The following is a 26,807-nucleotide window of genomic DNA, read 5'->3' as shown; positions in this document are numbered from 1 at the left end:
CGTTATCCGAAAGCGTCGGCTGAACGGATTGCGCAATGAAAATTCACACATGCCCATCCCTTGATGTCTTGGCATAGGCCTGGCAATCTTCCAGGGATTTGGCTGTGGACTTGCTACCCTTGATCACCTGCGTAAACATCTTCTGGCCGGACAAGCCGCCGGGGTCGGTCACGGTCAGTTTCACGGTGTAACTTCCCGGCGCACAGTAAGCGTGTTCATGGTTCTTTTCGGTCGAAGTGAAACCGTCGCCAAACTCCCATACATAAGACAGCGCATCGCCATCCACATCGCCGCTGCCTTCGCTCGAAAACAGGACGGAGAATTTAGGCCTCTTCGGGACTTTACTGCCTGAAGCCCGGGCTACCGGCGCGTCGTTCACGCCACGGGTATCCAATCCCAACCAGTAAGCATCGCCAACCTGATGCGTCTTGCAATCGGCGGATTTCTTTGTCGTCGGCTTGCCTGCAATCGTATGCGTGAGTAGGCTTTGGCCTGTCAGGCCGGTGGTCGTATTCGTCACGAACAATCTGGCCCGGTAAGTGCCCGGAGAGCAATAAACATGCTCATGGTACTTTTGATCCGAGGAAAAACCATCGCCAAAATCCCAAAGGTAGGTTAACGCCGCGTTATCAGAATCAACCGAGCCGTCGCCAGAGAAACGGAATGTATATTTGGATTTTCCTTTTTGCCTTGAAACGGAAGCCTTGGCGGTCGGCGGCGGCACCGCAACATGGCCGGTAATGAAATATTGGCCGAGACTGCCGTAATCGGAATAGGCGGTCACAAAATTGCCAACCCCTTCAACGGCTAACAGGTAATGACCCGGCTGAAGCGACGTGGTAATCTCGGCATCGGTGCCGATTTGCGAATCGCTTTCGGCTATGTTATTGCCGTACCAATCATACAAGACAAGCTTGATATCCAGATTGGTTCCGCGCCGATCCGGCGAATAAAATGCTTCCCATGCGGGTGTTGCTAGCAGGTTGATCGAGCCGGCCGCATCCAACATGAAGTAATCCACATCGTCGCGGGTTCCTATAATGCCCTTGTTATACGGTATCGTATTATTCGGGTCTGTTTCCGGGGTGGTGGACTGGATGCTGCCATCTGAAGCGATAACCAAAGGCGTAATGCCGTCATGGTCGTCGGGGCGATAGCCGAGTTTTTCGGCGATGATGGCGGTGTCGTCCTGGGTTTGCGTGGCGCCCGGGTAGTCGCCGTTACTCCATTCGGTGACGTTCTTGTTATAACCCGATCCCATGATGGGCGCCCAGGAAGACTCCCCCCAGCCGCTGCCCGCGTAATAGTCCTGATGGGAACCACCATCCGAGTAACCGTCATGCGCAAGACCCAAATTGTGCCCCATTTCATGCGAAGCGATCAGCGCGATATTCGCCGGTTCCAGACCCGTAGCGTTGTAATACACGAATGCGGGCGAATAATAGCTGGCATAATCGCTTTTACCCCAGACATCGACAGCCGACGCGCCGGAAGCTTGCTGGTATGCCGGCATCGCGACGCCATTGCTATCGACATCGCTCGTAATCAGGATGGTTCCGGTAGTCGGGCCGAGCACAGACGGCTCTTCGGTGGTCACGTCCACATCGAACGGGGCGAAGTCTTCGGCAACTTGGTGCCAAATCTCGGCGATTTGGCTTAATTCCGTCAGACTAAAATGCGCAATGTCGTTATCGGAAGTAAACGCCTTGGCCTTTAACACCGTGTTTTTAGGATAATCGCTGTTCCAGGTTGTGCCGGCAATATCGCGCCCGTTGAAATCCAGGTAAATCACGTTCTTTGAGTCAGGCAAGCTATGCAAAGCAAAGACATCAGACTCGGTAATGGTGGTGTTTGCCGATGATGCAGCGCTCGGCTGAGCAACTGCTGATGAAGTATCCGGCGCTTCGAATAGATCAGCGTAAAACACATCCCCCTGATTGTTAGTGTGAAGATGCGCTAAATCCAACTCAGTAAAGGAGATATTGTCAAGGTTTCCCAACGTCCTGTGTCTAACATGATCGGGAAGTCCCGACAGCCTATCCCGAAACCGGCCTGCGGGAAGATCACGCAGCTGGACATGCGATCCACGATTGAAATGCTTGACCGGTGGCTTTGATGCGGCGGGTAATGGCGTAACGAGAATGGTACCCAAGAGGGTAAATAAGACTGATTTTTTGCTGTCCATAGTGCGATTGAATTTGAACAGTGCGAGGTAAGGCTCAAAGCGCCGGCCAGAATGCCCGGCACATTCCGACCTCGCATGAGTCTAACGCCTGTTTATTGCATTCTGAAGAATAAGTTAACGCGGCATGGCTAAAACTTTCTGCTTCAATCCTCCGTCGACAGCCCGATCAGCAAGCGGATAAATTCCATCACCTTTTCGTTGAACACGTCGTTGTGATCCGCGATGATGTCTTCATCGACCCGGATATTCAGATAAGGGTTTTGCGGATTGGTCCTGCTCAGGTGCGTCAGCACGGTGGAGCCGTATTGCGTGGAACCGCCCGGCGTTTGCGTGCTCCAGAGGCTTTTCATGTTGTCATAGCTTGCGATCTGCAGGTTTTTTTCCTTGTCCAAAGACGTCAAGTTATGGCTGATCAATGGCAGATAATGGCCAACCGTATTGCGGTCGGCTTCGCCTTCATCCAGTGCGAGCGGATGTTTGCAGTCGTTGCGTTCGATATCGTGATGGGTTTCGAAAAAAGTCGAGAACACGCGGCCCAACGGAAACAGGGTACCGGTAGCGACGTCGGCTTCCGAGGTCAAAATCGCCAGACGCGGCACTTGCTGCGGAAAGTAACTGCAACGCGCCTGGGCCAGATCGTAAAAGGGCGCATAACGCAGCGCTTCGAACGCCGGATTCAGCAACACGACCAAATCGCCGAAACCTTTGGCGGTATCGGTAAAGCCTTTGCCTTCCTGACTGTCGACGAAGCGGCTGGCCAGGATTTGCGAGGTCGCGCTGTACACGACCGCGCCGCCGAAGCTGTGGCCGATCACAACCAGCCGGCTTTTGATCGGCGGCATCATCGAATTGCGCACATTCGCGATTTCCTCCAGCTTGACCAAGAGTTCGCTGACGCCGAGATAGCCGACATCCTGCGCGGTGCTTTTACGATCCCAGAAGGTCAGATAGTTGAACGGCGGCACGTCGATCGATTCGCCGCGCCATCCGACATAGACGCCGGCAATTTTGCGGGCAGGGCGCTTCAGCTCCTTGCTGCGCCGGCTTTCGATCGCGCTGAGTTTGGCGAGATTGTCCTTGAAACTTTCGATATTCGGATCACCGGGGCGGGCGTTGTGATGCCAGCCGTGCACGAAGACGTTCAGTAAGATGCTTTCTTCGGCGGCTTTTTTGTAGAGGGTATCGAGCAGAGCCTGCATCTGTTTGCGGTCGCGCAGTTGACCTTGATCGTCGATCTCGACAAAGCCCAGCGTGTATTCATTGTCCTGGTCCGTATTGTAAAGATGCAGCGAGTTTTTCTCGCACGCATTGCCTGGTGAAACGCTACACGGTTCGTAAATGCTCCGGTATATCTCGTTCGATGCGCAGCCGGTCAGTAAGGCGCTTGCGCACAGCAAGGCCTGCAACGGCATCATTTTTATCAGGCTCATGAGCATCTCCGGGGAATTAGAAAAGGGCTTTTGCAAAGTCAAGAGTCTAACAGCCGTAATTATCTCGGTCAATATGCGTTCAGAATCGCCTTGACCGCATCGGCCAGCAAGCCTAAAAGCGGATAATGTTTATTTGTTTGGAATGGCAATTCTGGACGGTTGCTCAAAGAGGATGATAAGCAACAAGCCAGTGCTCCATTCAATGTCAGGCGGCAATAAGCGCTTATCTCATCGAAATAGCTATCGACTGAATGCGATCGATTAGGTGTCCGGGAAGAATGCCGAACCAGACCAGCAGCAGGCTTAAGGCGGCGAGTATTACGGTAGACAACCATTCACGGGATTTTGGGGTGGATTCAGACATCACCTCTTCACTACTATTCATCGACATCTCGACAATGATCCTAACGTAGTAGTAGAGTCCAAGGCCGCTGCCGATGATGACACTAGCCAGCAAGCTCCACAGTCGGCCATCGGCGCCGCTGGTGAAAACATAGAATTTACCGATGAATCCGGCGGTGAGTGGAATGCCAGCCAGCGATAACAACATCAGCGTAAACGTTCCGGCCAGCCACGGACGTCGCCAAAACAGACCGCGCAAGATTGTGACATCACCTGCCTCTTGTTGCGGCGTGGACAGTACCGAAACGACCCCGAAGGCGCCGATCGTGGTAATGAAATAGGCAACCAAATAAAATGCGGCAGATTCGATAACTAGTGGCCTCGCAATGCTGGCACCGGCAATCAAGGCTACCAAGAGATAGCCCATGTGCGCGATCGACGAATAGGCTAACAAGCGCTTGATATTCTTTTGCAGCAATGCCTGCAAATTTCCCACTAAGATGGAAAACATCGCGATGAAACTGAACACGGTCAGCAAAGGAGCGTAACGGTAGCTGCCGGTGGTCACCCATAAACGTAAGAGCAGGACGAAAACAGCGCCTTTCGAGACGGTCGCGATAAACGCGGTTACCGGCGCCGGAGAGCCTTCGTAGACATCCGGCGTCCACAAATGAAACGGGGCCAACGATAGCTTGAAACCGAGCCCTGCCGCGATCAGAATAACGCCGCTCAGCATTACGAAATTTAGGGGGCGGTGGGCGTCGATGAAGTCTTCAATGCCGATGAAGTCGAGCTCGCCGCTTTCGGCATAGAGCAAGGCAATGCCCATCAGCAGGAAGGCCGAAGACACGCCGGACAAGACCAGGTATTTGATCGCCGCCTCGAGCGGACGAGGCCGATTGACCGGATAGCCGATCAGCGTGAAAAGCGAAATGCTGAGTATTTCAAGACCCAAAAACATAGCCGCAAAATGGCTGCTGGCGGCCAGCACCGACCCGCCCAAGAGCGCGGTTAACAATAGCAACGGGAGTTCTTCGTTTTCTCCTTCGCGCTGCTTGAAATAATCGTGGCACAGGCCCAGCACCGCCAGGCCTGCCAACAGCAACAAGGCGACAAAGAACAAGGCGTAATGGTCTATGTTCAGCAATGGAATCGCCTGGAGAGACGATTTATGCCAGGCAGGGCCAATCAAAAGTAGGGACAACACGATGCCGAAGCCTGCGATCCCGTTGACAAGGAAGTAATTCCGCCGGATAGCGATCGCGAGCATGAGGGTGACGGCCGTGACGGTCATCGCTATCAAAGGCGCCAGAACGATCAGCGAATCAAGATCCATCAGGGTTCCCTTGCATTAAGGTATAGAACCGTTTGCCGCAGCGCCGGCGCCGAAACATCCAATACGGACTGGGGATGCAGGCCAAGCCAAACCGAGACAAAGACCAGTACACCCAGCGACGCCAACTCACGGAAACCGCAATCGGTCAGTGGCTGCCGGTTTTGCCAGGGGCCGTGGCACGCTTTCTGGATGATGACCAGCGCATAGACGGGCGCCAGGATTAACGCAAAGGCGGCCACGGAGGTGACTATCGGATTCACTTTAAAGGCGCCCAGGAGCACCAGAAATTCGCCGACGAAATTGCCGAGTCCCGGGAGCCCCAGCGTCGCCATCACAAAGAATAGCATGAACGACGACAGCCTAGGTACTGCCTGCCACAGCCCGCCCATATCCCCAAATTCACGACTATGCAGACGCTGCTGCAGAAAACCCGCGACCATGAACAAGGCGCCGGCGCTGAGCCCGTGCGCGAGCATCGTGACGACCGCCCCTTGTATCGCAAGAAGATTCCAGGAAAAGACGCCTAGCAGGACGAAGCCCATGTGACTGACGCTGGTGTAGGCGACCAGCCGTTTGATATCGGACTGAGCATAAGCCATCATTGCGGCATAAAGCACACTGACCGCGCCGAGCGTCATCGCAATCGGGGCAAACCGGTGCGCGGCGTCCGGAAACAGCGGGATCACGAAACGCAGCAGGCCGTAGGCACCGGTCTTCAGTAGCACGCCGGCCAGGATCACGCTGCCGCCGGTGGGCGCCTGCGTATGCGCATCCGGAAGCCAGGTATGGAAAGGCACGGCGGGCAGCTTGACCGTAAAGGCGATCAGAAAGCCGAGCATCAGCCAATCGGCGAGATCGGGGGCAAGCGGGACATTCAGCAAGGCGAAATAATCGAACGAAAAGGCGCCGCTACGGTGATAGTTGACCAGCACCAGTACGATGATCGAAAGCAGCATCAGGAGGCTGCTGACTTGCGTGAAAATCACAAATTTGATTGCAGCGTAAGTCCGGTTTTCATGTCCCCAGATGCTGATCAGAAAATACATCGGGATGATCATCACCTCCCAGAACAAAAAGAAGAGGAAGAGGTCGACCGCCAGAAACACCCCGACAGTACCGGCCAGGCAGGCTAGTAGGTTGAAGTAGAAGAACCCTGTCCGCTTGCCGATCTCGGTCCAGGAACAACTGGCCGCCATTGATCCGAGTAGGATCGTCAGCGCTATCAGAAGCTGGCTCAAGCCGTCGGTAGCCAGGTGGAAACCGATGCCGAAGCGGGGAATCCAGGGCAGATCGACTTCGGCCAACCATGCCGCGGACCTGCCAGGAAGCGGGGTTTCCGCGGCGTGGTTGCCGGAAAATTGGGAGGCGGCCAGTAGCGCTTCCAAGGCGAGTGTGGCGATGGCGGTCCAGCGCGGCGCATTCGGATGCCAGCGTTCCGAAATCCAGGCGGCGAATCCGCCTACCGCGAGAACGGCGATCAATGCGGACAAGATCATGACAAGAGCCCTATCGCGATCACGACGACCGCACCCCATGCCATCGACGAGGCATACCAGCGGATGCGTCCGGTTTGCGTGGCGCTGGCCAGCCGGTGCAATTGCAGGCTGAGCCAGGCAATGCCGCGATACAGCTTGTCGAACACGTCGTCTTTATTCAGAGCCGCGAGGATTTTAAATGGCCGGATCAGCACGGCGCCGTAAATCGCGTCGAGGTCCCAGCCGGTCAAAAACAAGCGACTTATCCGCCTGGTCCACTGTAACTCGATAACATGGGGTGCAGAAAACGTGCCGGTCAGATAGAACAATACCGCGATCGCCGCGCCGAGAATCGGTGCCGCCAGGGTGATGAATGAAATGAACGAAGAAGCGTGCCTAGACGTTGGCTCAGGCAACGCCGGAAATACCGACTCCAAGGGGATTTGCAGCAGTCCGCCACACAGCGCCAAAACGCTCAGCAGCACGAGAGGAATGCTCATGCGTCCGCCGATTTTCCTTTCGATCTCCCGCGCTGGCTTGCCGAAAAACACCACAAATACCAGACGAAAGCTGTAGATGCCGGTGATCAAAGCGCCCAGGCAGCCCGCTCCCCACAAGATAGGGGAGGTTTCGTAGGCGGCCAGTAAAATTTCGTGCTTGCTGTAAAATCCGGAGGTAAAAGGCAGCGCGGTCAGCGCGGCGCTGCCGATCACAAAACTCCAAAAGGCGAGCGGCATCGCTTTGCGCAGACCGCCCATCCTGAAAATGTCATGTTCGTGGTGAAAACTGAAGATCACCGCGCCGGCCGCGAGGAACAACAAGGCCTTGAAGAAGGCATGAGTCAGCAGGTGAAAAACCGCCGCGGACCAGGCGCCGACACCCAGGGCGAGAAACATGTAGCCGATCTGGCTGATCGTCGAATAGGCCAGGATGCGTTTGATGTCGGTCTGCACGAGGCCCGAACAGCCCGCCATCAATAGCGTAACCGCGCCAATCAAAGCGACCGCGCCCTGCACCGGAGGCGCCAGCACGAATAAGGCATGGGTGCGGGCAATCAGATAGACCCCGGCGGTGACCATCGTGGCGGCATGGATCAGCGCGCTGACTGGCGTGGGGCCTGCCATCGCATCCGGCAGCCAGGTCTGCAAGGGCAGCTGCGCGGATTTGCCGACCGCGCCGCCCAAAATCAGCGCCGCCGCGACGATCGGCAACACGGCACCGGTTGTCCATTGGCTCTGGACCCGGCCCATCAGCGACTGGATATCGAGCGTATGCAACTCGGTAAACAGCAGGAACAGTCCCAAGGCGAGCGCAGTGTCGCCGATGCGGGTCATCACGAAGGCCTTGCGCGCGGCATAGCCGTTGGTCGGATTCTGATACCAGAAGCCGATCAGCAGATAGCTGCCGAGGCCCACGCCTTCCCAGCCCAGGTAAAGCAGCAGCAGACTGTCCGCGAGCACCAGCACCAGCATCGCCGCGACGAACAGATTCATATAGGCGAAAAAACGCGCATAATCCGCGTCCTCTTCCATGAATTCGGCCGCGTACAGATGAATCAGAAAGCCGACGCCGGTCACGACGAACAGCATCGTGAGTGACAACGCGTCGAGGTAAAAGCCGAACGGAATCGACAAATCACCCGATACGATCCACGAGCCCAAGGTCAGACGATAGGGGGCCATCGGCCCTTGCAGAAATTCGAAACCGAGCAGCGCCACCAGCACTGCCGAAATCCCGACACTGCCGGCGCCGATCCAGGCGACATGGAAATTAGACAAGCGCCGGCCGTAAAATACCAGGAGCAGAAATCCCAGCAGCGGAACGATCGGTACCCAGCCCAGCAAGTCAAACACGGTCGTCTCCTAGCCCTGCATCTGATTGATCGAATCGGCGTCCAGCGTTTTGAAGCGATGGAAAATCTGCAGCGCCAGGCCGAGGCCGATACCCACTTCCGCCGCGGCCAAGGTCAAGACCAGCAAAAATAGGATTTGGCCGTCCGCCTGTCCCCATTTTGATCCTGCCACGATAAACGCGAGGCCCGTCGCATTCAGCATCACTTCGAGCGACATCAGGATCATGATCAGATTGCGGCGCGCCAATACCCCGATCAAGCCGAGCACGAACAAGAGGCCAGACAGCATCAGCCCCATTTCGGCGGGAATCGCGCTCATGGCTCCCCCCCAGGTCTGGACATTTTCAATCTCGGTTTGCCGAGATGATAAGCCCCGACCAGACCGGCCAGCAGTAGGATCGAGGCCAGTTCAACCGCGATCAGATAAGGTCCGTATAACGCCATGCCGACCTGGCTGGCGCTGACCGCATGGCCGGTTTCGGCGCTGCCGCCCCGGGCGATGATCAGAACCATTTCGGCGAACAGAATCAGGGCCAACAGCGACGGGCCCATCCAGGTCCCGGGCGCAAGCCAGGCACGTTCCTGGGCTATCGTTTTATGTCCCTGATTCAGCATCATGATCACGAAAACGAAAAGTACCATGATCGCGCCCGCGTAAATGATCACTTCCAGCACGGCGGCAAAATAGGCGCCCATCAGGAAGAAAATCACGCCGACGGCCAGCAGCGACAGAATCAGATACAACAGTCCATGAACCGCATTGAGCCGCGTAATCATCATGATCGTCGCGAAGAGGGCGACCGCGGATGCGATATAAAACAGGATCAACGTCATCATGCTCTCCTTCAAGGCAGCAGTGTTTTTACATCGACAGGCGGAGATTCGTTTTCGGCCTGACCCTTGGTTTTGCCAAAGATCGTCATGCCGGCGACCCGGTAAAAATTGTAATCATGATATTTTCCGGTGCCGTCGATCAGCAGATGCTGTTTCTCATAAACCATGTTCTGCCGGTCGTATTCGCACATCTCGAAATCCGGCGTCAGCTGGATCGCGCAGGTCGGGCAGGCTTCCTCGCAAAATCCGCACATGATGCAGCGGGAAAAATTGATCCGGAAAAATTCGGGATACCAGCGGCCATGCTCGTCTTCGGTTTTCTGCAATGCGATACAATCGACCGGGCAGGCGACCGCGCAAAGGTTGCAGGCCACGCAACGCTCTTCGCCGTCCGGGTCGCGGGTCAACACGATGCGGCCGCGATAGCGGGGGGACAAAGCCGGTTTTTGCTCCGGGTATTCGACCGTATCCGCCTTGACGAAGGTATGTTTTAACACTTCCCACAATGATCGCAATTGACTCAACATTGTCTTTTCCTCATTTCGCTTGTTATCCCGACGACGCCAGCACCACCGCGCCGGTCGCAACCAGGTTCAAGAGCCCCGCCGGCAACAGGATTTTCCAGCCGAAGGCCATCAGCTGATCGTAGCGCGGGCGCGGCAGCGCGCCGCGAATCAGAATAAAAAACACCACGCCGATGCCGGTTTTCAGACAAAACCAGACTAAAGGCGGCAGCCATGGCCCCAGCCAGCCGCCGAAAAAAAGCGTGGCGATGATCGCCGAACTCAAGATGATCGCTACATACTCGCCGACAAAAAACATCCCGAATTTCATGCCGGAGTATTCGGTATGAAAACCCGCCACCAGTTCCTGTTCGGCTTCGGGCAAGTCGAGAGGCGCGCGTCGGCTCTCGGCGATCACCGCAATCAGGAAGATGATGAAGCCGAAAAATTGCGGTACGACAAACCAGCATCCGCGCTGGGCCTCGACGATTTCCCGCAAATTGAACGTACCGGACTGCATCACGACGCCCATGATCGAAATGCCCATGAAGACTTCGTAGCTGACCGTCTGCGCCGCGGCGCGCAGGCCGCCGAGCAGCGAGTATTTATTGTTGGAAGCGTAGCCGGCCAGCACGACGCTGTACACGGACAAAGAAGACAGCGCCAGGAAATAAAGCAGCCCAAAATTGAAGTCGATGATGCCGATGCCGGGTGTGAAAGGAATCACCGCGAATCCGAGCAGCATGGTGATGAACACGATGGTGGGCGCGAGCACAAACACCCCTTTGTCCGCAAAAGGCGGAATCCAGTCCTCCTTAAAAAACATCTTGATCATGTCCGCGGCCACCTGCATCAGCCCCAAGGGTCCGACCCGATTCGGCCCGAGCCTATCCTGCCAGATCGCGAGTAGACGCCGCTCCACCCAGATCAGCATCGCCGCGACAAAAATCACCGAGGCCAGAATGCCGACGATATCGCTTGCTTGACCGAGTTCAGCGTTCATCAGCGAATCTCCGTATCGGGCGATTGTTCGGCCCCCACTTTTTTCAGCACAACCCGGGCGCCGTTTTTTAAGGGGAGACATTGCGGCAGACCGGCCGTGACGCCGAGAAAGCCGGGAGACAATGTAGCCTCAATGCGCACAGGACTTATCACTAAAGGCAATCCCTTGGGATCGTTGATCTCGACTGGATCGCCGCCGCATACGCCCAAAGTTTGGGCATCCTCGCGATTGATTAAAACGCAAAATGCGGGAAGCCGTTCAACGATCGGCTGCGAATGCAGGCTGAGCTCTTCGCTGCCAAAAATGTTCGGCAAAAGGACGACCCGCCAAAGCCCGGGTTCCTGTTTTGGGGGCGATGGAATTTCCTTAAACCAGGGCAGCGTTCCCGAGGCTTCAATCAAGCGGATGCCGGCATCGCCGCCACGCAGATGTCCGCCGATTTGATCCTGGAACTTATTGACCGACTGATTGGAATTCCAGCCCGGCGCCCAGATCACCGGCAATACAGACGGCTGAACATGGACTGTGTCGCCTTCCATCGAAAAAGCGAACGCCGTTTCGGTGTCCTGCGGCTGGCCGGGTTCGCTGACCTTGATGTCGGCATGCATCGCGGTGCGCCCGCTGTAGCGGTGCGGTTGCCGCGGGATTTTAGCGCCGATGGGCTGGGCATTTCGAAGCGGCGCGAGGCGGTCTAACCAGGCAAGACCCGGAATTGATGCCGCGCAGGCCAAAGCCAGATCCTGAAAATGGCGCCACTGAGGGTTCTCGATCGCCTGGATAAGCCATTGCCAACTGGCCTGTACCGGTCCTTCCGCCGGGTAAACCGGAAAATATCGCTGAGCCCGTCCTTCATTGCTGACGACGGTGCCTTCGGATTCGGCAAATGTTGCGGCGGGCAACAACAATTCGACTTTGGTGGCCGTGTCGTTAGCAAAACTGTCGATCGCCACGACATGGCTAGCGGCGCTAAAGAACGAATCCAGTTGCGGCATCGGCGCGCGCCGATACAGGTCGTTCTCGAGAATCACCACCGTATCGGCCGAACCGTCGTGCACGCGCGCGAAAACCTCATGCAGTCGTTTGCCGCCGATCATCGCCAAGCCCAAGCTGTTCGCTTCGGGCAGCGTAAAGACCAAGCCTTTGTCCCGAGCCGGCAGCGCCCTCGCGATATTGTACGCCGCCTGAATGACCGCCTGGCTCGCCAAGCTCGTTCCAGTGACAAGCAGAGGCCGTTTTGCCTGCATTAATTGGGCGGCTATCGTGGAAGCCTGCGCCCGTTCCGCATCGCCAAGGTCGTGGGGAAGGGGGGATTCCTGATCTAGGTAATGGGCGATCGCGAAGCCAAAGCGGGCGATCGCATCCGGACTGCCGTGAAAGGTAGAAGTGGCGACATCATCGAGACGCGTGGCGCAGAGGCTCGCGATGAAAAGCGGGCTTCGCGCCTGATCCTGCAACTGCCGGACGGCGGCATCCAGCCAGTGAGGGATTTTCAATTGGCGGGCTCGTTCGAATGTGGCGTTGCGTACCGCCTGCCGCAGTGATAGAGCGAGACGCGGCGCGCTGTGCGTGACGTCTTCTCCCAAAATCAATACCGCATCGGCCTGTTCGGTTTCGTGTAGGGAAGGGGTATGGATGCCGCCGTGAATCATGATATTCAGAATTGTATCGAGCAGCGTGTGCTCGGTGTCGTCAAACCCCAGATAGAAATTGTCCTCGCCGACCAGGGAGCGCAGCGCGAAATTCGCTTCCAGGGAAGCGCGCGGCGATCCGATGCCGATCACTCCCTTGGGTGATTTCAGCAGCGTTCGAAAATGCGTTGTCGCGGCTTCGGAAATGGCGGCGGTTTGATCCGCAATCCGTGGAGCACGAAGGCGGAGGGCACTGTTCACGAAGCCGTAGCCGAAGCGACCGCGGTCACAGAGAAAATAGCCGTTCACCTCGCCGTGATAGCGGTTGACGATCCGCCGCAATTCGCCGTAGCGCTCCCCCGGCGCGGTGTTGCAGCCCAGGCTGCAATGCACGCAGACCGAAGGCGCGGTCTGTAAATCCCATTTGCGCGCGTAATGCGCGCTGAAGGTTTTGTCGGTAAAGACGCCGGTAGGACAGACTTCGACCAGATTGCCGCTAAATTCGCTGTCCAGCGCACCGTCTTCGAAGCGGCCGAAATACACGTTGTTATGGATACCCAGGACCTGGAGGTCATCGCCGCCGGCATAGTCGTTATAGAAACGGACGCAGCGGTAGCAGGCGATGCAGCGGTTCATTTCGTGATTGATAAACGGGCCGAGATCCTGGTTATGATGGGTGCGCTTTCGGCCTCGGTAGCGGCGTACGGTGTGACCTGTCATCACCGTCATATCCTGCAGATGACATTCGCCGCCTTCCTCGCATACCGGACAGTCGTGCGGATGATGGGTCATCAGGAGTTCGAGGTTGTCGCTGCGGAATTGCCGGGCCTGCTCGGAATCTATAGAAATACGCATCGCATCGGCGACCGGCGTCATGCACGCCATCACCAGGCGTCCGCGCTGATCCTCCGCATCCTTATACTGAATCACCGCGCACTGCCGGCAGGCGCCGGCCGATCCCAGCGCCGGATGCCAGCAAAAATAAGGCAGATCGAGTCCCAAAGACAAACAGGCTGCGAGCAGATTGTCGCCGTCCTGAACGTCGTAAGTGCTACCGTCGATTTCGATGCGGGCCATCAGCCGGACTCCAGGATCGTATTGCCGCAGCAAATGTAGCGCTCAAAATCCGCGCGGAAATATTTCAGTGCGCTTTGCAAAGGCTCCATAGCGCCCGGAGCCAAGGCGCAAAAAGTATTGCCGGGCCCCAGCATCCGCGTTAAGCCGGCTAGCGTATCGAGATCTTCGAGCCGTCCGCGTCCCTCTATGATGTCTTTCAACAGGGTGACCGTCCACGGCAAGCCGTCCCGGCACGGCGTGCACCAGCCGCACGATTCCTGCGCAAAGAATTGTTCAAGATTCAGCACCATTTGCACCGGGCAGGTCTGGTCATCGAGCACGATGATCGTGCCGGTGCCCATGCGGCTTCCGGCCTTCGCAACCGCATCGTACTCCATCGGCACGTCGAGATGTTCGGGCAGCAGGAAATCGGTCGAGGCGCCTCCGGGCAGAAAGCCGCGCATCTTATAGCCATCCTGCATGCCGCCGGCATGGTCTTCCAGTATTTCGCGGATCGGCGTGCCCATCGGCAACTCCCAGAGGCCCGGACGCTTGACCCGCCCGCTCGCGCCGAACAGTTTGGTTCCCTTGTCCTCGCCGCGTCCGAGGCTGCGATACCATTCGACGCCGTAATGCAGAATATGCGGCACGTTGCACAAGGTTTCGACATTGTTGACCACCGTCGGCTTGCCCCACAGGCCGCTGACCACAGCGAAGGGCGGTTTGGGGCGCGGAGTGGCGCGTTTGCCTTCCAAGGCATTCAAGAGCGCCGACTCCTCGCCACAGATGTAGCGGCCGGCGCTGGTGTGCAGATGAATCTGCAGACTGAAATCGGAATGGAGTAAATGCTCGCCGACATAGCCCTGGGTGCGGGCTTCCTCTAGGGCGTGGGTCAGTCTTTCGGCCGCCAGGTGGTATTCGCCGCGCAGAAAGATATAGGCGGTTTGCGCCTGAATCGCGTAGGCGGCGATCGCGATGCCTTCGAGCAATTGATGCGGGTCTTTTTCGAGTAGGAGCCTGTCCTTGAACGTCCCGGGTTCCATTTCATCGCCGTTGACGACCAGATAGTGGGTCGGGTTTCTGTCAGCGTCGTTCGGCTCCGGCATCGGAACGAGGCTCCATTTCAGGCCGGTGTTGAAGCCTGCGCCGCCCCGGCCTCTGAGTCCTGCGTCCCTGACCCATTGCTGGACTTCTTTCGGCTGTAGATTATTGATCGCATGGGCGAGTCCCTGGTAGCCGCCGGTTTTCAGATAATCCGAGAGCGTGGCGAAAGGGCGATCCGCTTTGATGTTTTGAGTTAAGGGTCTGTCCATTCTATCCATCGCGCTTTATTCCCCGAAAATCTGCTGCACCGCATGTTCGGCGAGATCCACTATCAGCTGATCGCCGACCATCGCCACCGGTGCGTGATCGCAGGCGCCGAGACAGACGATCGGTAAAATCGTGTACTCGCCATCGTGTGACATTTCGCCGAGTTCGACGTTCAAATGCCGGCACAGACGTTCGCGCACCTGTTCGGCGCCCAGCATCCAGCAGGTCACGCTGTTGCAGAGATGGATCACGGTCCTGCCGACGGGCTGGCGATAGATCAGGTTGTAAAAGGTCGCGACGCCTTCCAGTTCTGCCGGTGAAGCATCCAGCAGTGCGGAGACGGCGACCAGGCACTCGTCGGAAACCCAGCCGCGGTGTTTTTGAACGATCTTCAGCGCCTCGATCGAAACGGCAGACTTGTCTTCATAGTGGCTCATTTCGCGGTGAATCTCGTCGATTTCGGCGGCACTTAACCCTGCAAACGGTTGGTTTGTTGATTCCTGCATGTCAGCGGTCCACGTCAGCCATCACAAAATCGATGCTGGCCAGTATCGCGATCAGGTCGGCGACCATCATGCCCCGGCACAGCATCGGTATCATTTGCAAATGCGCGAAAGAAGGCGTTCGGATGCGGGTGCGGTAGGACATGCCGCCGCCGTCGCTGGTCAGGTAATAGGCGTTCAAGCCCTTGGTCGCCTCGACGGTCACGCAGGCCTCTCCGGCCGGTACGACAGGCCCCCAGCTCACGTTCAGAAAGTGTTGAATCAGCGTTTCGATATCGTGCAGTGTGCGCGTCTTCGGCGGCGGCGTGGTCAGCGGGTGATCGGCCTTATAGGGGCCTTCGGGCATGTTGTCCAGGCATTGCCTGATAATCCTGACGCTCTGGCGCATCTCCTCGACCCGCACCGCGCAGCGGTCGTAGCAGTCGCCATGCTCCGCGGTCGGTATTTCGAATTCGTAGTGTTGGTAGCCCGAGTACGGCCGGGCCTTCCGGTAATCCCAAGCCAGGCCGGTCGCGCGCAGTCCCGCGCCGGTCGCGCTCCAGGCTATCGCTTCCTCGGTCGAATAAGCGCCGACGCCCTGCGTCCGGCGTTTGATCGTGCTGTTCTGCATGACCAGTTTGTCGTAATCGTCCAGCCGACCCGGCAGATAATCGACAAACTCACGAATCCGTCTATCCCATCCCTTGGGCAAATCCATCGCGACACCGCCGATCCTAAAATAGCTGGAATGCATCCTCGCGCCGCTGATCGATTCGACAATATCGAAGACCTTTTCGCGGTCGATAAACATGTAAAAAATCGGCGACATCTGGCCGATGTCCTGGGCAAAGGTGCCGTAGAACAAAAGATGGCTGGCCAGCCGGTACAGTTCGGCGATCATGACCCGAATCACCTCGGCCCGCTCCGGGACTTTGATGCCGGCCAGTTTCTCGACGGCCAGCACGTAGGGCAGGTTGTTCATCGAGCCGCCCAGGTAATCGATCCGGTCCGTGTAAGGGATATAGGTATGCCAGGACTGGCGTTCACTCATTTTTTCGGCGCCGCGGTGATGATAGCCGATGTCCGGCAACGCGTTGACGATTTCTTCGCCGTCCAGTTGCAGGGCGATGCGGAAAGCGCCGTGAACGCTCGGATGATTCGGGCCCATGTTCAGGAACATGAAGTCGGTGTCTTCGCTGCGCCGGCTCATGCCCCAGTCCTCGGGAACGAAACGCAAGGCGTTTTGCTCGATGTCCTGGCGTTCATCGGGAAGGCCGAAAGGTTCCCTTTCGGTCGCGCGGGCGTAATGATCCTTGCGCAACGGATGGCCCTCCCAGGTCGGCGGCATGATGATGCGGCGAAGATGCGGATGGCCTTCGAAGACGATGCCGAACAGGTCCCAGACCTCGCGTTCGTACCAGTTCGCCGAAGGCCAGAGGCCGCAGACCGTCGGCAGGGCCAGGTCATCCTCGCTGAGGGCGACTTTCAGGCGGATGTCCTCGTTGCGGGTAAATGACAGCAGATGATAGATGACCGTGAAGTCGCTCTCCGGCAGTCCGTGGCGGTGAACACGCTGGCGCTCGTCGACGGCGGTCAGGTCGAACAGCATCTGATAAGGGGAGGGGTGGCGCTTTAAATAGTCGAGAACGGCGCGCAGTTGCAGCCGGGGAATCCACAGGGTCGTAATGCCGTCGGCGGTCGGTTGAACAATTAGGTCGGCGATACGCAAGCGCTCGGCAAGTTCCTGCGCAATGTCCTGAGGATGGTCAATTGGGCCTGGATTAGCGATCACTGTTATCCCCAAGGCGTCGTTGATTTCGGCCGGCTAGAGCTCGTCGGGGCTTCTTAACTCCCGAGTGCGCATCCTGTCCTCGGTCAGAAGGTCGCGATAGCTCGGTTTTTCGGCCGGTTTGACGACGGCTTGGTCGCCGACGGTCCAGCTCAGAGGGCGCCTTTCCTGACCTATCGCCTGTTGCAGCAGCATCAGTCCCTGCAGCAGCGCCTCGGGGCGGGGCGGGCAGCCCGGCACATACACATCGACCGGCAGAAATTTGTCCACGCCCTGCACGACGCTGTAGATATCGTACATGCCGCCGGAGTTCGCGCAGGAGCCCATCGAAATCACCCAGCGCGGCTCCAGCATCTGGTCATACAGGCGTTTGACGACCGGCGCCATTTTGCGGAAAACGGTGCCCGAGATCACGATCAAATCGGCCTGGCGGGGTGAAGCGCGGATCACTTCGGAGCCGAAGCGGGCAATGTCGTGACGGCTGGTGAAGGCGGTCGCCATTTCGACATAACAGCAGGAAAGCCCGAAATTAAACGGCCAGACCGAATTGGCCTGGCCCCAGGCGACCATGTCTTCGAGCTTGGCGAGCAGGAAGTTCTGGCGCAGGACGTCTTCATTGGCGTGCGCCCCCGGTTGCGGGGCAGGATCGTCGTTGGCGCGGGTCAGAGTCCAATGCATGCATATCCCCTAGGGCCTGTTGACGGGAGCATCGCGGCGTTGCCGGCGGGTCCGCCAGTCGAGCGCGCCGATCGCGGCGAGGTAAATCAGTGTCGCGATCAGGATGCCGATAAACATCGATGCTTCGAAAAAGCCCATCCAGCCTGCCTGCTTCACCGCCACGGACCAGGCAAACAGAAAGACGGTCTCCATATCGAAGATCACAAAAAAAATTGCCATCAGAAAGAAGTGCACCGAAAAACGAATATGCACATCGCCTGTTGGGACGATGCCGGATTCGAAAGGCTCGTCGGCAGCCTGCGCGCGGTGTCTTTGTCCGAGAAGATAAGCGCCGCCCAGCATCGCGGCAGTAATCAAGAGTATCGCCCCGAAATAAATGATCAGCGGGAGAAGATTGGCGGCAGGACTGACTTCGGCATTCATTCAGAACCCTCATCTTACCGTGAATGAGAAGGAGACCGGCCGATTTTAAGTCCACGAAATTCGAATCAATTCGGCTTTCGATCAGAGATAATTCAGACAGTCTCTATGTGGGGCTTAAAACACCCATGCCCCAATCGTTTTATTCGCTTGTTGTGACAAAACAATTCGGCAATCGTTCGCAGATTTTTGTACTTTTGAATTCATCCCACGCCATGCCCGGTCAGCATCGCCTTGACCGCATCGGCCAACAAGGCATCGAGCCGGATGCAGGAGGTCGCATGGTCGATGCTGTCGGTGCTCCAGAGCGCCTGGATGCCGGCCTCTTGAATCACGCGCTCGGCATCCGCGCAAAACAGCGCATGAGTCACGACCGCATGAATCTCATCCGCGCCTTTGGCCTTTAACAATTCGGCGGCCTTGGCCAGCGTGCGTCCGGTGCTGGCCATGTCGTCGACGATCACGACCGGTTGGTGGCGGTAATCGGCATCCGGCAGCGTCAGCGTGACCTCAGTGTCGCCGAGCCTGACTTTTTCCGCGACCTGAAATGAAAAACCGGTCATCTTAGCAAGCGTCGCCACCCATTGCCTCGATTCGCTATCGGGCCCCAGCAACAGCGCGGTATCGAGCTGCTGTTTGAGAAAATCCGCGATCGCGGCCGTGGCATTCAGGCTAATTGCATGCTCGAGCGGGATCGCCTGTTGCAGCCGGTCGATCCGGTGCAGGTGCGGGTCGACCGTGATCACAGCGTCGAACAAGTCGGCCATCAACCGGCCGATGTGACGTTGGCTGACCGCGACACCCGGCCGGTTCGCAAAGTCCTGGCGCATGTAGCACAGATAGGGCGCGATCAGCGTCAAGCGCTTTGCGCCAAGTTCTCTTGCGGTTCTGGCAGATAGCAACAATTCGATCAGCTTGTCGTTCGGCTGGTTCAGGCTGCGGCAAATCAGCACATGTTCGGGCAAAGCGGGGGGCAGGGCGATGAAACTTTCGCCGTCCGGAAAATGATGCACATCGACTTCGGCCAACGGCAGGCCGAGGCGGGTCGCCAGGCGGCGCGCCTGCCGCAGATAGTCTGAAAAGGCCAGAATCAGCATCGCTCTAAAAGGCCATCAGCGGCTTGAGTAAGTCGACACTATCGCCCAAGGTGTAGCCGTGGTTTTGGGCGGCCAGATCCTTAGCAAAGGTGAAATCGGCCGGAAACTCGGCATGAATGCGGTACAACACATCGCCTTTTTTGACCGGGTTGCCCAATTTTTTGAGCAGATCGACGCCGGCCCGTTTCATCATCGGCGCGCCGGCCATCCGGGCGATTTTGGCCATCTGCAGATTGTCGATTTCGGTCACGATGCCGTCGTTTTGCGCAACCACCTCATGACAAAGCGAGCCCGGCGTTAAATCGATCGGTTTCGAACCCTGAGCCTGGATAATCTCGTTCATTTTCGCACAGGCCCGGCCCGATTCGAGAATATCGCGTGCAATCGCATAGCCCTGACCGCCGCGCACGTCGGGGTCGAATTCGATGATGCGGCCGGCCAAGTGCAAGGATTTTTGGCGCAAATCCTCTGGTGCGCCAGGATCGTTTTGCAGCACCAGCATCACATCGCGCGCCTCCAGCGCCGGACCGATGCCGCGCCCGATCGGCTGGCGTCCGTCGGTGATCATCACTTCCAGGTGCAGGTTGAGCCGGTCGCCGACGAATTCGAACAGCTTGCGCAATGCGAGCGCCTGCCGCATTTGCCTCACTTTCGCGGAAGGACCGACAGGTATATCGATCAAAAGATGCGTCGAGCCGGCAGCCAGCTTTTTGGACAAGATCGACGCAACCAATTGACTCTGCGAATCGATGCTTAACGGACGCTCAACCGCGATCAGCATGTCATCGACCGGCGCGAGCCGGGCCGTGCCGCCCCAGGCCAGACAACCGCGTTCGCGGCGCACGATGTCATGCAGTTGCTCGGGATTCAGATTGACTTCGCATAACATTTCCATCGTATCGGAGGTGCCGGCCGGCGAGGTGATCGCCCGGCTCGATGTTTTCGGTATCAGCATGCCATGCGCGGCGACGATCGGCACGACCAGCATCGAGGTCCGGTTGCCGGGAATACCGCCGATGCAATGCTTGTCGGCCACCAAGGGCTCATCCCAGTCGATCCGGTCTCCGGATTGAAGCATTGCGCGGGTCAAATAGAGCAGCTCGTCGCGATCCAGGCTATTCTGTCCGGTCGCGACCAGAAAAGCGGCAATTTCCATTTTCGAATAGCGGCTTTCGACGATGTCATTGCATATGCTATTGAAATCGGCCTGATCGAGCCTCTCTCCGTTGATCTTGCGGCGCACAGCATCCATCGATTTGGGCGGTTCGGCATGATTGATCGTGACCAGGCAGCCTTCTTCGCAGCTGAATTGTTCGAAAGCCTGTTCCGACAAGCCGAGCTCTCCGGGCTGCACGATCGACGCATCATCGACCACGTTCAGCACCGCCAATACCTTGGTGTCATCCAAACTGACCTGAATCTTCGACAGCGCCTGAAAACCCTCCGCGCGGTAAATGCCGCATTCGCGGTGCATATAGGCGACGTTTTCATGATAGGTATCGATCGCGGTTCGGCGAAGTTGCAGGGTGTCGGTACTCATGGCAGTTGTTATTGTTAGCGTTTGCCGATCATGCGATTAATCCGGCCTATTGTCAACTAGCCGGCTTTACAGGCAAGCCATGGAATGGCATAGTAAACTATTGGCCGGTAGACTCAATGGCGCCGAGGGCAGGGAGCTGCAAATCCGCGCCGGATGAGAGTTTACGGAAAACAGAGAACACATCGATATTTATGAGCAAATGCAGTTGGGCGCTGAGCAGCCCGCAAATGGAAAACTATCACGACGCCGAATGGGGCGTGCCGGTGCATGACGATCGGCTGTTGTTTGAGTTTCTGGTATTGGAAGGTGCGCAGGCAGGGCTGAGCTGGTCGACGGTTTTAAGCAAGCGCGAAAATTATCGGAAGGCGTTCGATCATTTCGATCCCGAAAGCGTGGCTCGCTACGACGAGCGGAAAATTGTAGAACTGCTGCAAAATCCTGGCATCATCCGCAACCGGTTGAAAGTTCAGGCCGCCGTGGCCAATGCCAAGGCTTTTCTGGCCGTGCAGGAAGTCTTCGGCAGCTTCGACGCCTATATCTGGCGTTTTGTCGACGGCGCTCCGGTAGTGAATCACTGGCGGTCGCTTGAGCAAATGCCGGTCTCGACGCGGGTGTCCGAAATCCTCAGCCGCGACCTGAAAAAGCGCGGCTTCAAGTTTGTCGGCAGTACGATCTGTTATGCCCACATGCAGGCGACCGGCATGGTCAACGATCACACGGTCGATTGTTTCCGGCATGCCGAAATCATCAATCAATATCCATCGCTAGAGGAGGAGTAAGTCACCATGCGTTTTTTACACACGATGATTCGAGTTCGCGATCTGGAAGAATCGCTCGATTTTTTCTGCAATAAACTGGGGCTGATCGAAGGCAGAAGGCTGGATCACGAGGCCGGCCGCTTTACGCTGGTTTACCTGCACGCGCCCAAAGACGCCAAACAATCCAAAGAAATGCAGTCCCCGGAAATCGAACTGACCTTCAATTGGGACCCGGAAGACTATACCGGCGGACGCAACTTCGGCCATTTGGCGTTTGAAGTCGACAACATTTACGCAACCTGCCAAAAGCTGATGGATGCCGGCATCTTGATCAACCGGCCGCCGCGCGACGGCCACATGGCGTTCACTCGTTCGCCGGACCAGATTTCGATCGAATTGTTACAAAAAGACGGCCCACTGCCACCGCAGGAGCCTTGGCTTTCGATGGCGAATAGCGGAAGTTGGTGATAGGCAAGTGGGCATTGATTGCTCATTTATTGGGTGAGTGCTCCGCTTCTGTCGATTCCGCCGATTTGGTCATCCGTCGCGATTGCCGAAAGTACGGCGAACCCAAACCTAAACCAGAACCTCAAATCCCTCAAAATGCTTTGGTTGCAACTGCATCGCAACTTGTCCCTTTAGGTGCCGGCGGCAAATAGCCGCGCTTAGCTTGCGGTGCGCGGCTTTGCCGCCGGCATGAATATTTTAAAAAGGGAAAACGTATCATTTAGCAAACCCCGTGCCAATAATAAAATTAGCCATATTTACATTTAAAAAAGTCAAATCTATTTTTTTCTCCACCGCAAAACCCATGCCAAAATATATTTTGTAAATTATATCAAAACTGATATAATTTAACCCATGAAACAGATAACCTTCCTTGGCGACTCCCTGGCTCGATTACGTGACTTTCCGGCTGACGTTCGTCAGGATGCCGGCTTTCAACTCGATAAACTCCAGCGCGGTCGACAGCCCGACGACTTCAAGCCGATGCCGGTCATAGGGCAGGGCGTCGAAGAGCTTCGTATCGTCGATGAATCCGGCGCTTTCCGCGTCATCTATTACGCCCGCCGGCCCGAATCCGTCTATGTCCTTCATACTTTCCAGAAAAAGACCCAGACGACCGCCAAGCGTGACATTGACCTTGCCGCCAAACGATACATCGACCTTATGAGGGCCACAATGACCAACCAAACCTTTGTCAGCGTCTTTGACGCTATCGCCGACACGCCGGCGCAATCCGCCAGTCTCCAGGCTCGTGCCGAGCTGATGCAGCAGATTACTGACATCATTCAAGCCAACGCCTGGACACAAACCGAAGCCGCCCAGCATTGCGGAATCACCCAACCGAGAATGAACGACCTGCTCAATGGCAAGCTGTCTAAATTCTCTCTCGACGCGCTTTTCAACATTGCAGCTGCCCTAGGCCGTCGCGTTCATATAACTCTTGAAGCCGCTTGATGTTTTGAGCGTCTGTCCGGCCGAACACCGATAAAAAACGCTTCGGATGTGAGCCGGCCTGGGGCATTTTGCTTTTCTTTTTTCGTCTTGCCGGTCGGCATGATCTCGATGTGGAGAGTCCACATTATAACCAGTGGACTCTTGTGTCATAGTGACAATTTAAAGAGGGTCAAAAGTAGACTTAAGCTCATGATCTATAAAAGAAAAGTGACGTTTTCGAAGAAAACGTCACTCTACATTAAAAGTCAGCGGCCAAGCCGAAGGTGAGGGCTCTGATAAGATTTTGATATTTAAAGAGAAAAATAAATTTGACTAAAAACTGATCATTTTGGCGGGAACCTAGAAAAACAGCCGATTTTCGGCAGGGCGTCCACAAGCTTTTCCACAAAAATTGTGGATAACTCGCGCCACGTTTTGATCCTCTCCAGTTCGTTCTGGAGTGCGTAAAGTTCCTGTTAGCTCTAAAATCCTTTTCGGCGTCCAACGTCGATTCTTGAACCGTAAAACGCCGCGACTGAATAGCCAATCGTCCCAGTCTTCGTGGCCTACGTGTTTACGATCCCACAAGAGCAAAAGCTTCTCGGCCATCGCCGGCGCGCCTTCCTTGTCCCATTGCCGAATCTCTTCGACGGGCACGCCGATCAATTCGGCCGCTCGATCTTCGTTCAGGCCCGCGATATGGAACCGGGTCTGATAAAAGCTCGATTTCTTTTTCGCCATGTTTCAATGCCTCAAAAAGCTTTACGATAGCTGAACCCGCTTTGGCTATGATTAACTTAAAGACTTCGCATAATGTATATTATGTTAAATTAAGTAGTATGCGAAATATCCCGACGCCCTCTTTGCTGCCGTTCCAACGCAAAGACGCAGGAACGGCGAGATTCTAATCAATCCACCATTTCAGTCCACCGACAGCGCTCCTTGACCAGCTTGTCGGTTTTTTGGTTGCCGATACCTTTCGCGATCAACGCAATCACGCGGTCGTCGGTATCGTATCCGACATGCGCATCCAAGGGGTTGGCGAATTTGCCGAGTCCGAAGGCATCCATAATAGTGGCGACATTGATGTTGATGTTGGTTACGTCGATGCAAAGCCGCGAATCCAGGTATTTTTCGACAAAACCGTGCGGGATCGCATAACTCAACAAATCGTTCGGGTCGCTGAACGCGATGATCGGCGTTTTGGACAGCAGGCGCTCCTGATATTTGTCTCCCGTGGCATCGCAATACGCGTGTTTTTGATTCGCGACGTCCGGCAATTTTCGTCCCAATTGCAGCATCGGCAATTGATTGGACATCATGTAGATCGGAATCTCCTTGTTTTTCAAGGCTTCACGGAAACCTACATCGCGCTCATTGATCAATGACGCGATGCGCTGCATGCCGTCGATGGTGATGCGGCTGCCGAGGCTATGCGAGATGACCGCGTATTCATCGTTACGGACATTCTGGGCCAGTGCGGTATCTTTAAACGAGCAGGACTGCTGAACATCGTCCGGCAAGCTGCTCCAGCCATCGCGAGCCATCCAACAGAAAGCCTGGGCGAAAGACACCAGAATGTCTTCCCTGCTTTCGCCAAGGTAAATGATTGGATCGGGGCCGGTGTCGTTCGAAAATTTCTTCAACAGATCGTTGACTTCCGCGCGTCGAAACGAATATTCTCCGGAATTGTCGTATGCCAGCACTTCTTTTTGCGGCGCGGTGATCTTCGACCAGGTCAATTCATAAAACAGTAACTCATTTTTTCTATCCTTACTGAGCAAACGGTGGATGCGCAAATTGCCGAGATTTTTGCTGGCATCGGTCCGGCTGGTCAGCGTGATGTTTTTCGGATGCGCGGACTGGGCGGTCAGGTCGAGCTTTTGCGCGAGCTTTTCCAGAAATTGCGTTGCATAACCCGGCAGATGGTCGCCGACGCCATGCACCATCAGCACTTTCATTTTTCCATGGGTATTGTCGAGATGCGGCGCAAGACCTGCAAACGGCTTGCCCCAGATTTCGCAGGCACGGGTATCGACTGACTCCTGTTTTTCCAGAAAAGCCTCGACCATGCCCTTCCCCAGGCTGGCGGCGCAACCGCTCAGTAAAATTGCGCTGCAAGGTAAAATGAGGATGTTCAATAATCGTTTCATCGGTTATAGTGGTGGCGATAAGGGATGCAGAAATACTATCATTTAGCCCTTAAAATTGATACGGAACTCAACTTTTGAGTTATACAGGATTATGATCAGGCACTTCGCTAATCGATTAACAGGATTGATTGTTGTCTTCTTATTCGCCATCCCCCCTCTCCAGGCTCAGAACCTCTCCGAAATTGTTGATCTTGCACTGCAGAACGATCCCAATCTGAAAAAGGTGGAAGCCGAAAGGTTGGCCCGCGGTGAATCGAAAGACCAGAGTCTGGCCCGTTTTCTTCCGGTCGTCACGGCAACAGCGACTTCGAAAAAGGAATTTCTGCACAATCAAAAGGCAAAAGCGATTGTCATCCCCTCCGGCAATATCGGCATTCCCGCCTTCAATTTAGCGGGCAATCTGGTCGACCAGGATTTCTGGAGCCATACCTTCGATTTGAATTTTACCCAGCCCGTATTCCATTGGGATCACTGGGTGCAATTAAGTCAATCCGAAAATGTGATTGCACAGGCCGAAGCCAATTTGGCAGCCGAAATCCAGAACCTGTTGCTGAAAACGACGACAGCTTATTTCGACATCTTGTCGGCCCGGGATAATCTGGAATTTACGATGGCCGAAAAAGAAGCGATCGCTAGGCAACTCGAACAAGCAAAACAACGCTTCGAGGTCGGCATCATTCCGATTACCGATGTGAATGAGGCGCAGGCGGCATTCGATCAAGCCTATGCGAATGAAATCGAAGCGGCAAACCAGCTCGACAACAAGAATGAAGCTTTGAAGGAGATCATCGGCGACCACGATGTCGTGCTCGACCTTCTGGGCGAGGAATTGCCGCTGAAAAAGCCCGAGCCAGCCGATATCAACCAATGGAGCGATAGCGCGGAAGCGAGCAATCTCGGCGTGATCGCCGCTTACAATCAGACCGAAGCGGCGCGCAAGGCGATCGAGATTCAACGCAGCGACCACTTGCCGCAATTGGATATTGTTGCCTCTTACGAGAAGTCGGACGTGAACAGTTCGTTTGGTTTTCGCGGGGAAAATGAGAGTGTCGGCATGCGCTTGAACGTGCCTCTGTTCGAGGGCGGCGCGGTCAATTCACGGACGCGGCAGGCGCAATATGAATACGATGCCGCCAAGGAAAACCTGAATGCGATCAAACGCTCGATCACCCGGCAGGTCAAGGACGCCTATCGCGGCGTGGTGAGCAATATCAGCCGTGTGGAGGCCCTCAAAACTGCGGTCGCCTCATCGGAAGCCTCGCTGGAAGCGTCCCAGGCAGGCCTTGAAGTCGGCACGCGCACGATGGTCGAGGTGCTGAGCGAGCAAAGAAATCTGTACCGATCCAAACGGGATTATTCCAGGGCGCGTTATGATTATTTGATCAACAGTATCCGATTGAAACAATTGGCCAGCAATTTGACCCGTGAAGATCTGGTTCAAATCAGCCGTTTGTTGCAGCCCGGCCAGCCGCCGGAGCAAAAGCCCGCACCGTAA

At 56.1% G+C, this 26,807-nt stretch carries 23 protein-coding genes; 4 read left to right on the top strand and 19 right to left on the bottom strand.

Translation table 11 applies throughout. The features are described 5' to 3' along the window. Positions 1 to 43: 43 nt before the first annotated feature. The 17 genes from ACEPPP_RS01350 to ACEPPP_RS01270 all read right to left on the bottom strand — a co-directional run bounded on the left by ACEPPP_RS01350 (position 44) and on the right by ACEPPP_RS01270 (position 20,961). Positions 44 to 1,810: a PKD domain-containing protein gene (locus ACEPPP_RS01350; protein ID WP_374089265.1), complete on the bottom strand. Its 1,767-nt coding sequence runs from the start codon at positions 1,808 to 1,810 to the stop codon at positions 44 to 46. Between the two features lie 518 nt (positions 1,811 to 2,328). Continuing rightward, positions 2,329 to 3,615, bottom strand: a complete 1,287-nt coding sequence (locus tag ACEPPP_RS01345) for an esterase (protein ID WP_374089264.1) — start codon at positions 3,613 to 3,615, stop codon at positions 2,329 to 2,331. A gap of 223 nt (positions 3,616 to 3,838) precedes the next feature. Further along, positions 3,839 to 5,293 (bottom strand): NADH-quinone oxidoreductase subunit N, encoded by a 1,455-nt coding sequence (locus tag ACEPPP_RS01340; RefSeq protein WP_374089263.1) that lies wholly within the window; start codon positions 5,291 to 5,293, stop codon positions 3,839 to 3,841. Beyond that, complete coding sequence (nuoM, locus tag ACEPPP_RS01335; RefSeq protein WP_374089262.1) at positions 5,293 to 6,789, bottom strand: NADH-quinone oxidoreductase subunit M; 1,497 nt, start codon at positions 6,787 to 6,789, stop codon at positions 5,293 to 5,295. Before nuoM ends, ACEPPP_RS01340 begins: the two co-directional genes overlap by 1 nt. Beyond that, on the bottom strand, positions 6,786 to 8,621 hold the full coding sequence (gene nuoL, locus ACEPPP_RS01330) for an NADH-quinone oxidoreductase subunit L (RefSeq protein ID WP_374089261.1): 1,836 nt from the start codon (positions 8,619 to 8,621) through the stop codon (positions 6,786 to 6,788). The genes nuoM and nuoL overlap by 4 nt, the downstream gene beginning before the upstream one ends. A 9-nt stretch (positions 8,622 to 8,630) precedes the next feature. Beyond that, a complete protein-coding gene (nuoK, locus tag ACEPPP_RS01325; protein ID WP_374089260.1) occupies positions 8,631 to 8,939 on the bottom strand; it encodes an NADH-quinone oxidoreductase subunit NuoK in 309 nt (102 codons plus the stop codon). Continuing rightward, entirely contained in the window at positions 8,936 to 9,454 is a 519-nt protein-coding gene (gene nuoJ, locus ACEPPP_RS01320; RefSeq protein ID WP_374090862.1) for an NADH-quinone oxidoreductase subunit J, read from the bottom strand. Before nuoJ ends, nuoK begins: the two co-directional genes overlap by 4 nt. An 11-nt stretch (positions 9,455 to 9,465) precedes the next feature. Beyond that, entirely contained in the window at positions 9,466 to 9,981 is a 516-nt protein-coding gene (gene nuoI, locus ACEPPP_RS01315) for an NADH-quinone oxidoreductase subunit NuoI (protein ID WP_374089259.1), read from the bottom strand. Positions 9,982 to 10,003: 22 nt separating this feature from the next. Next, positions 10,004 to 10,960 (bottom strand): NADH-quinone oxidoreductase subunit NuoH, encoded by a 957-nt coding sequence (gene nuoH / locus ACEPPP_RS01310; RefSeq protein WP_374089258.1) that lies wholly within the window; start codon positions 10,958 to 10,960, stop codon positions 10,004 to 10,006. Then, a complete protein-coding gene (nuoG, locus tag ACEPPP_RS01305; protein ID WP_374089257.1) occupies positions 10,960 to 13,665 on the bottom strand; it encodes an NADH-quinone oxidoreductase subunit NuoG in 2,706 nt (901 codons plus the stop codon). Before nuoG ends, nuoH begins: the two co-directional genes overlap by 1 nt. Beyond that, positions 13,665 to 14,957 (bottom strand): NADH-quinone oxidoreductase subunit NuoF, encoded by a 1,293-nt coding sequence (gene nuoF, locus ACEPPP_RS01300; RefSeq protein ID WP_374089256.1) that lies wholly within the window; start codon positions 14,955 to 14,957, stop codon positions 13,665 to 13,667. Before nuoF ends, nuoG begins: the two co-directional genes overlap by 1 nt. Positions 14,958 to 14,972: 15 nt before the next feature. Beyond that, complete coding sequence (gene nuoE, locus ACEPPP_RS01295) at positions 14,973 to 15,461, bottom strand: NADH-quinone oxidoreductase subunit NuoE (protein WP_374089255.1); 489 nt, start codon at positions 15,459 to 15,461, stop codon at positions 14,973 to 14,975. A gap of 1 nt (position 15,462) precedes the next feature. Beyond that, positions 15,463 to 17,229: an NADH-quinone oxidoreductase subunit C/D gene (gene nuoC, locus ACEPPP_RS01290; protein ID WP_374089254.1), complete on the bottom strand. Its 1,767-nt coding sequence runs from the start codon at positions 17,227 to 17,229 to the stop codon at positions 15,463 to 15,465. 33 nt (positions 17,230 to 17,262) lie between these two features. Further along, complete coding sequence (locus tag ACEPPP_RS01285) at positions 17,263 to 17,904, bottom strand: NADH-quinone oxidoreductase subunit B (protein WP_374089253.1); 642 nt, start codon at positions 17,902 to 17,904, stop codon at positions 17,263 to 17,265. A 9-nt stretch (positions 17,905 to 17,913) separates the two neighbouring features. Then, positions 17,914 to 18,327, bottom strand: a complete 414-nt coding sequence (locus ACEPPP_RS01280; protein ID WP_374089252.1) for an NADH-quinone oxidoreductase subunit A — start codon at positions 18,325 to 18,327, stop codon at positions 17,914 to 17,916. A 200-nt stretch (positions 18,328 to 18,527) separates the two neighbouring features. Further along, on the bottom strand, positions 18,528 to 19,421 hold the full coding sequence (locus ACEPPP_RS01275) for a ribose-phosphate diphosphokinase (protein WP_374089251.1): 894 nt from the start codon (positions 19,419 to 19,421) through the stop codon (positions 18,528 to 18,530). 4 nt (positions 19,422 to 19,425) lie between these two features. After that, positions 19,426 to 20,961 carry a thymidine phosphorylase family protein gene (locus ACEPPP_RS01270; RefSeq protein WP_374089250.1) on the bottom strand — a complete coding sequence of 512 codons (1,536 nt, stop codon included), beginning with the start codon at positions 20,959 to 20,961 and terminating at the stop codon, positions 19,426 to 19,428. 191 nt (positions 20,962 to 21,152) lie between these two features. Between ACEPPP_RS01270 and ACEPPP_RS01265 the strand changes: the two genes are divergently transcribed. The 3 genes from ACEPPP_RS01265 to ACEPPP_RS01255 all read left to right on the top strand — a co-directional run bounded on the left by ACEPPP_RS01265 (position 21,153) and on the right by ACEPPP_RS01255 (position 23,180). Continuing rightward, positions 21,153 to 21,740 (top strand): DNA-3-methyladenine glycosylase I, encoded by a 588-nt coding sequence (locus ACEPPP_RS01265; RefSeq protein ID WP_374089249.1) that lies wholly within the window; start codon positions 21,153 to 21,155, stop codon positions 21,738 to 21,740. Positions 21,741 to 21,746: 6 nt separating this feature from the next. Continuing rightward, positions 21,747 to 22,187: a VOC family protein gene (locus ACEPPP_RS01260; protein ID WP_374089248.1), complete on the top strand. Its 441-nt coding sequence runs from the start codon at positions 21,747 to 21,749 to the stop codon at positions 22,185 to 22,187. A 393-nt stretch (positions 22,188 to 22,580) separates the two neighbouring features. Then, positions 22,581 to 23,180, top strand: coding sequence for an XRE family transcriptional regulator (locus ACEPPP_RS01255; RefSeq protein ID WP_374089247.1), 600 nt, complete (start codon positions 22,581 to 22,583; stop codon positions 23,178 to 23,180). Between the two features lie 339 nt (positions 23,181 to 23,519). Here the strand turns inward: ACEPPP_RS01255 and ACEPPP_RS01250 are convergent, their stop codons facing one another. Next, entirely contained in the window at positions 23,520 to 23,900 is a 381-nt protein-coding gene (locus ACEPPP_RS01250) for a hypothetical protein (protein WP_374089246.1), read from the bottom strand. A gap of 167 nt (positions 23,901 to 24,067) precedes the next feature. Next, a complete protein-coding gene (locus ACEPPP_RS01245) occupies positions 24,068 to 25,312 on the bottom strand; it encodes a hypothetical protein (protein WP_374089245.1) in 1,245 nt (414 codons plus the stop codon). Positions 25,313 to 25,403: 91 nt separating this feature from the next. Between ACEPPP_RS01245 and ACEPPP_RS01240 the strand changes: the two genes are divergently transcribed. Continuing rightward, on the top strand, positions 25,404 to 26,807 hold the full coding sequence (locus tag ACEPPP_RS01240; protein ID WP_374089244.1) for a TolC family outer membrane protein: 1,404 nt from the start codon (positions 25,404 to 25,406) through the stop codon (positions 26,805 to 26,807).

It is taken from the genome of Methylomicrobium lacus, from assembly GCF_041897535.1.
Classification (GTDB): Bacteria; Pseudomonadota; Gammaproteobacteria; order Methylococcales; family Methylomonadaceae; genus Methylomicrobium; species Methylomicrobium lacus_A.
Note: the sequence above shows the minus strand (reverse complement) of the source record. Positions and strands in the feature narration are given on the sequence as shown.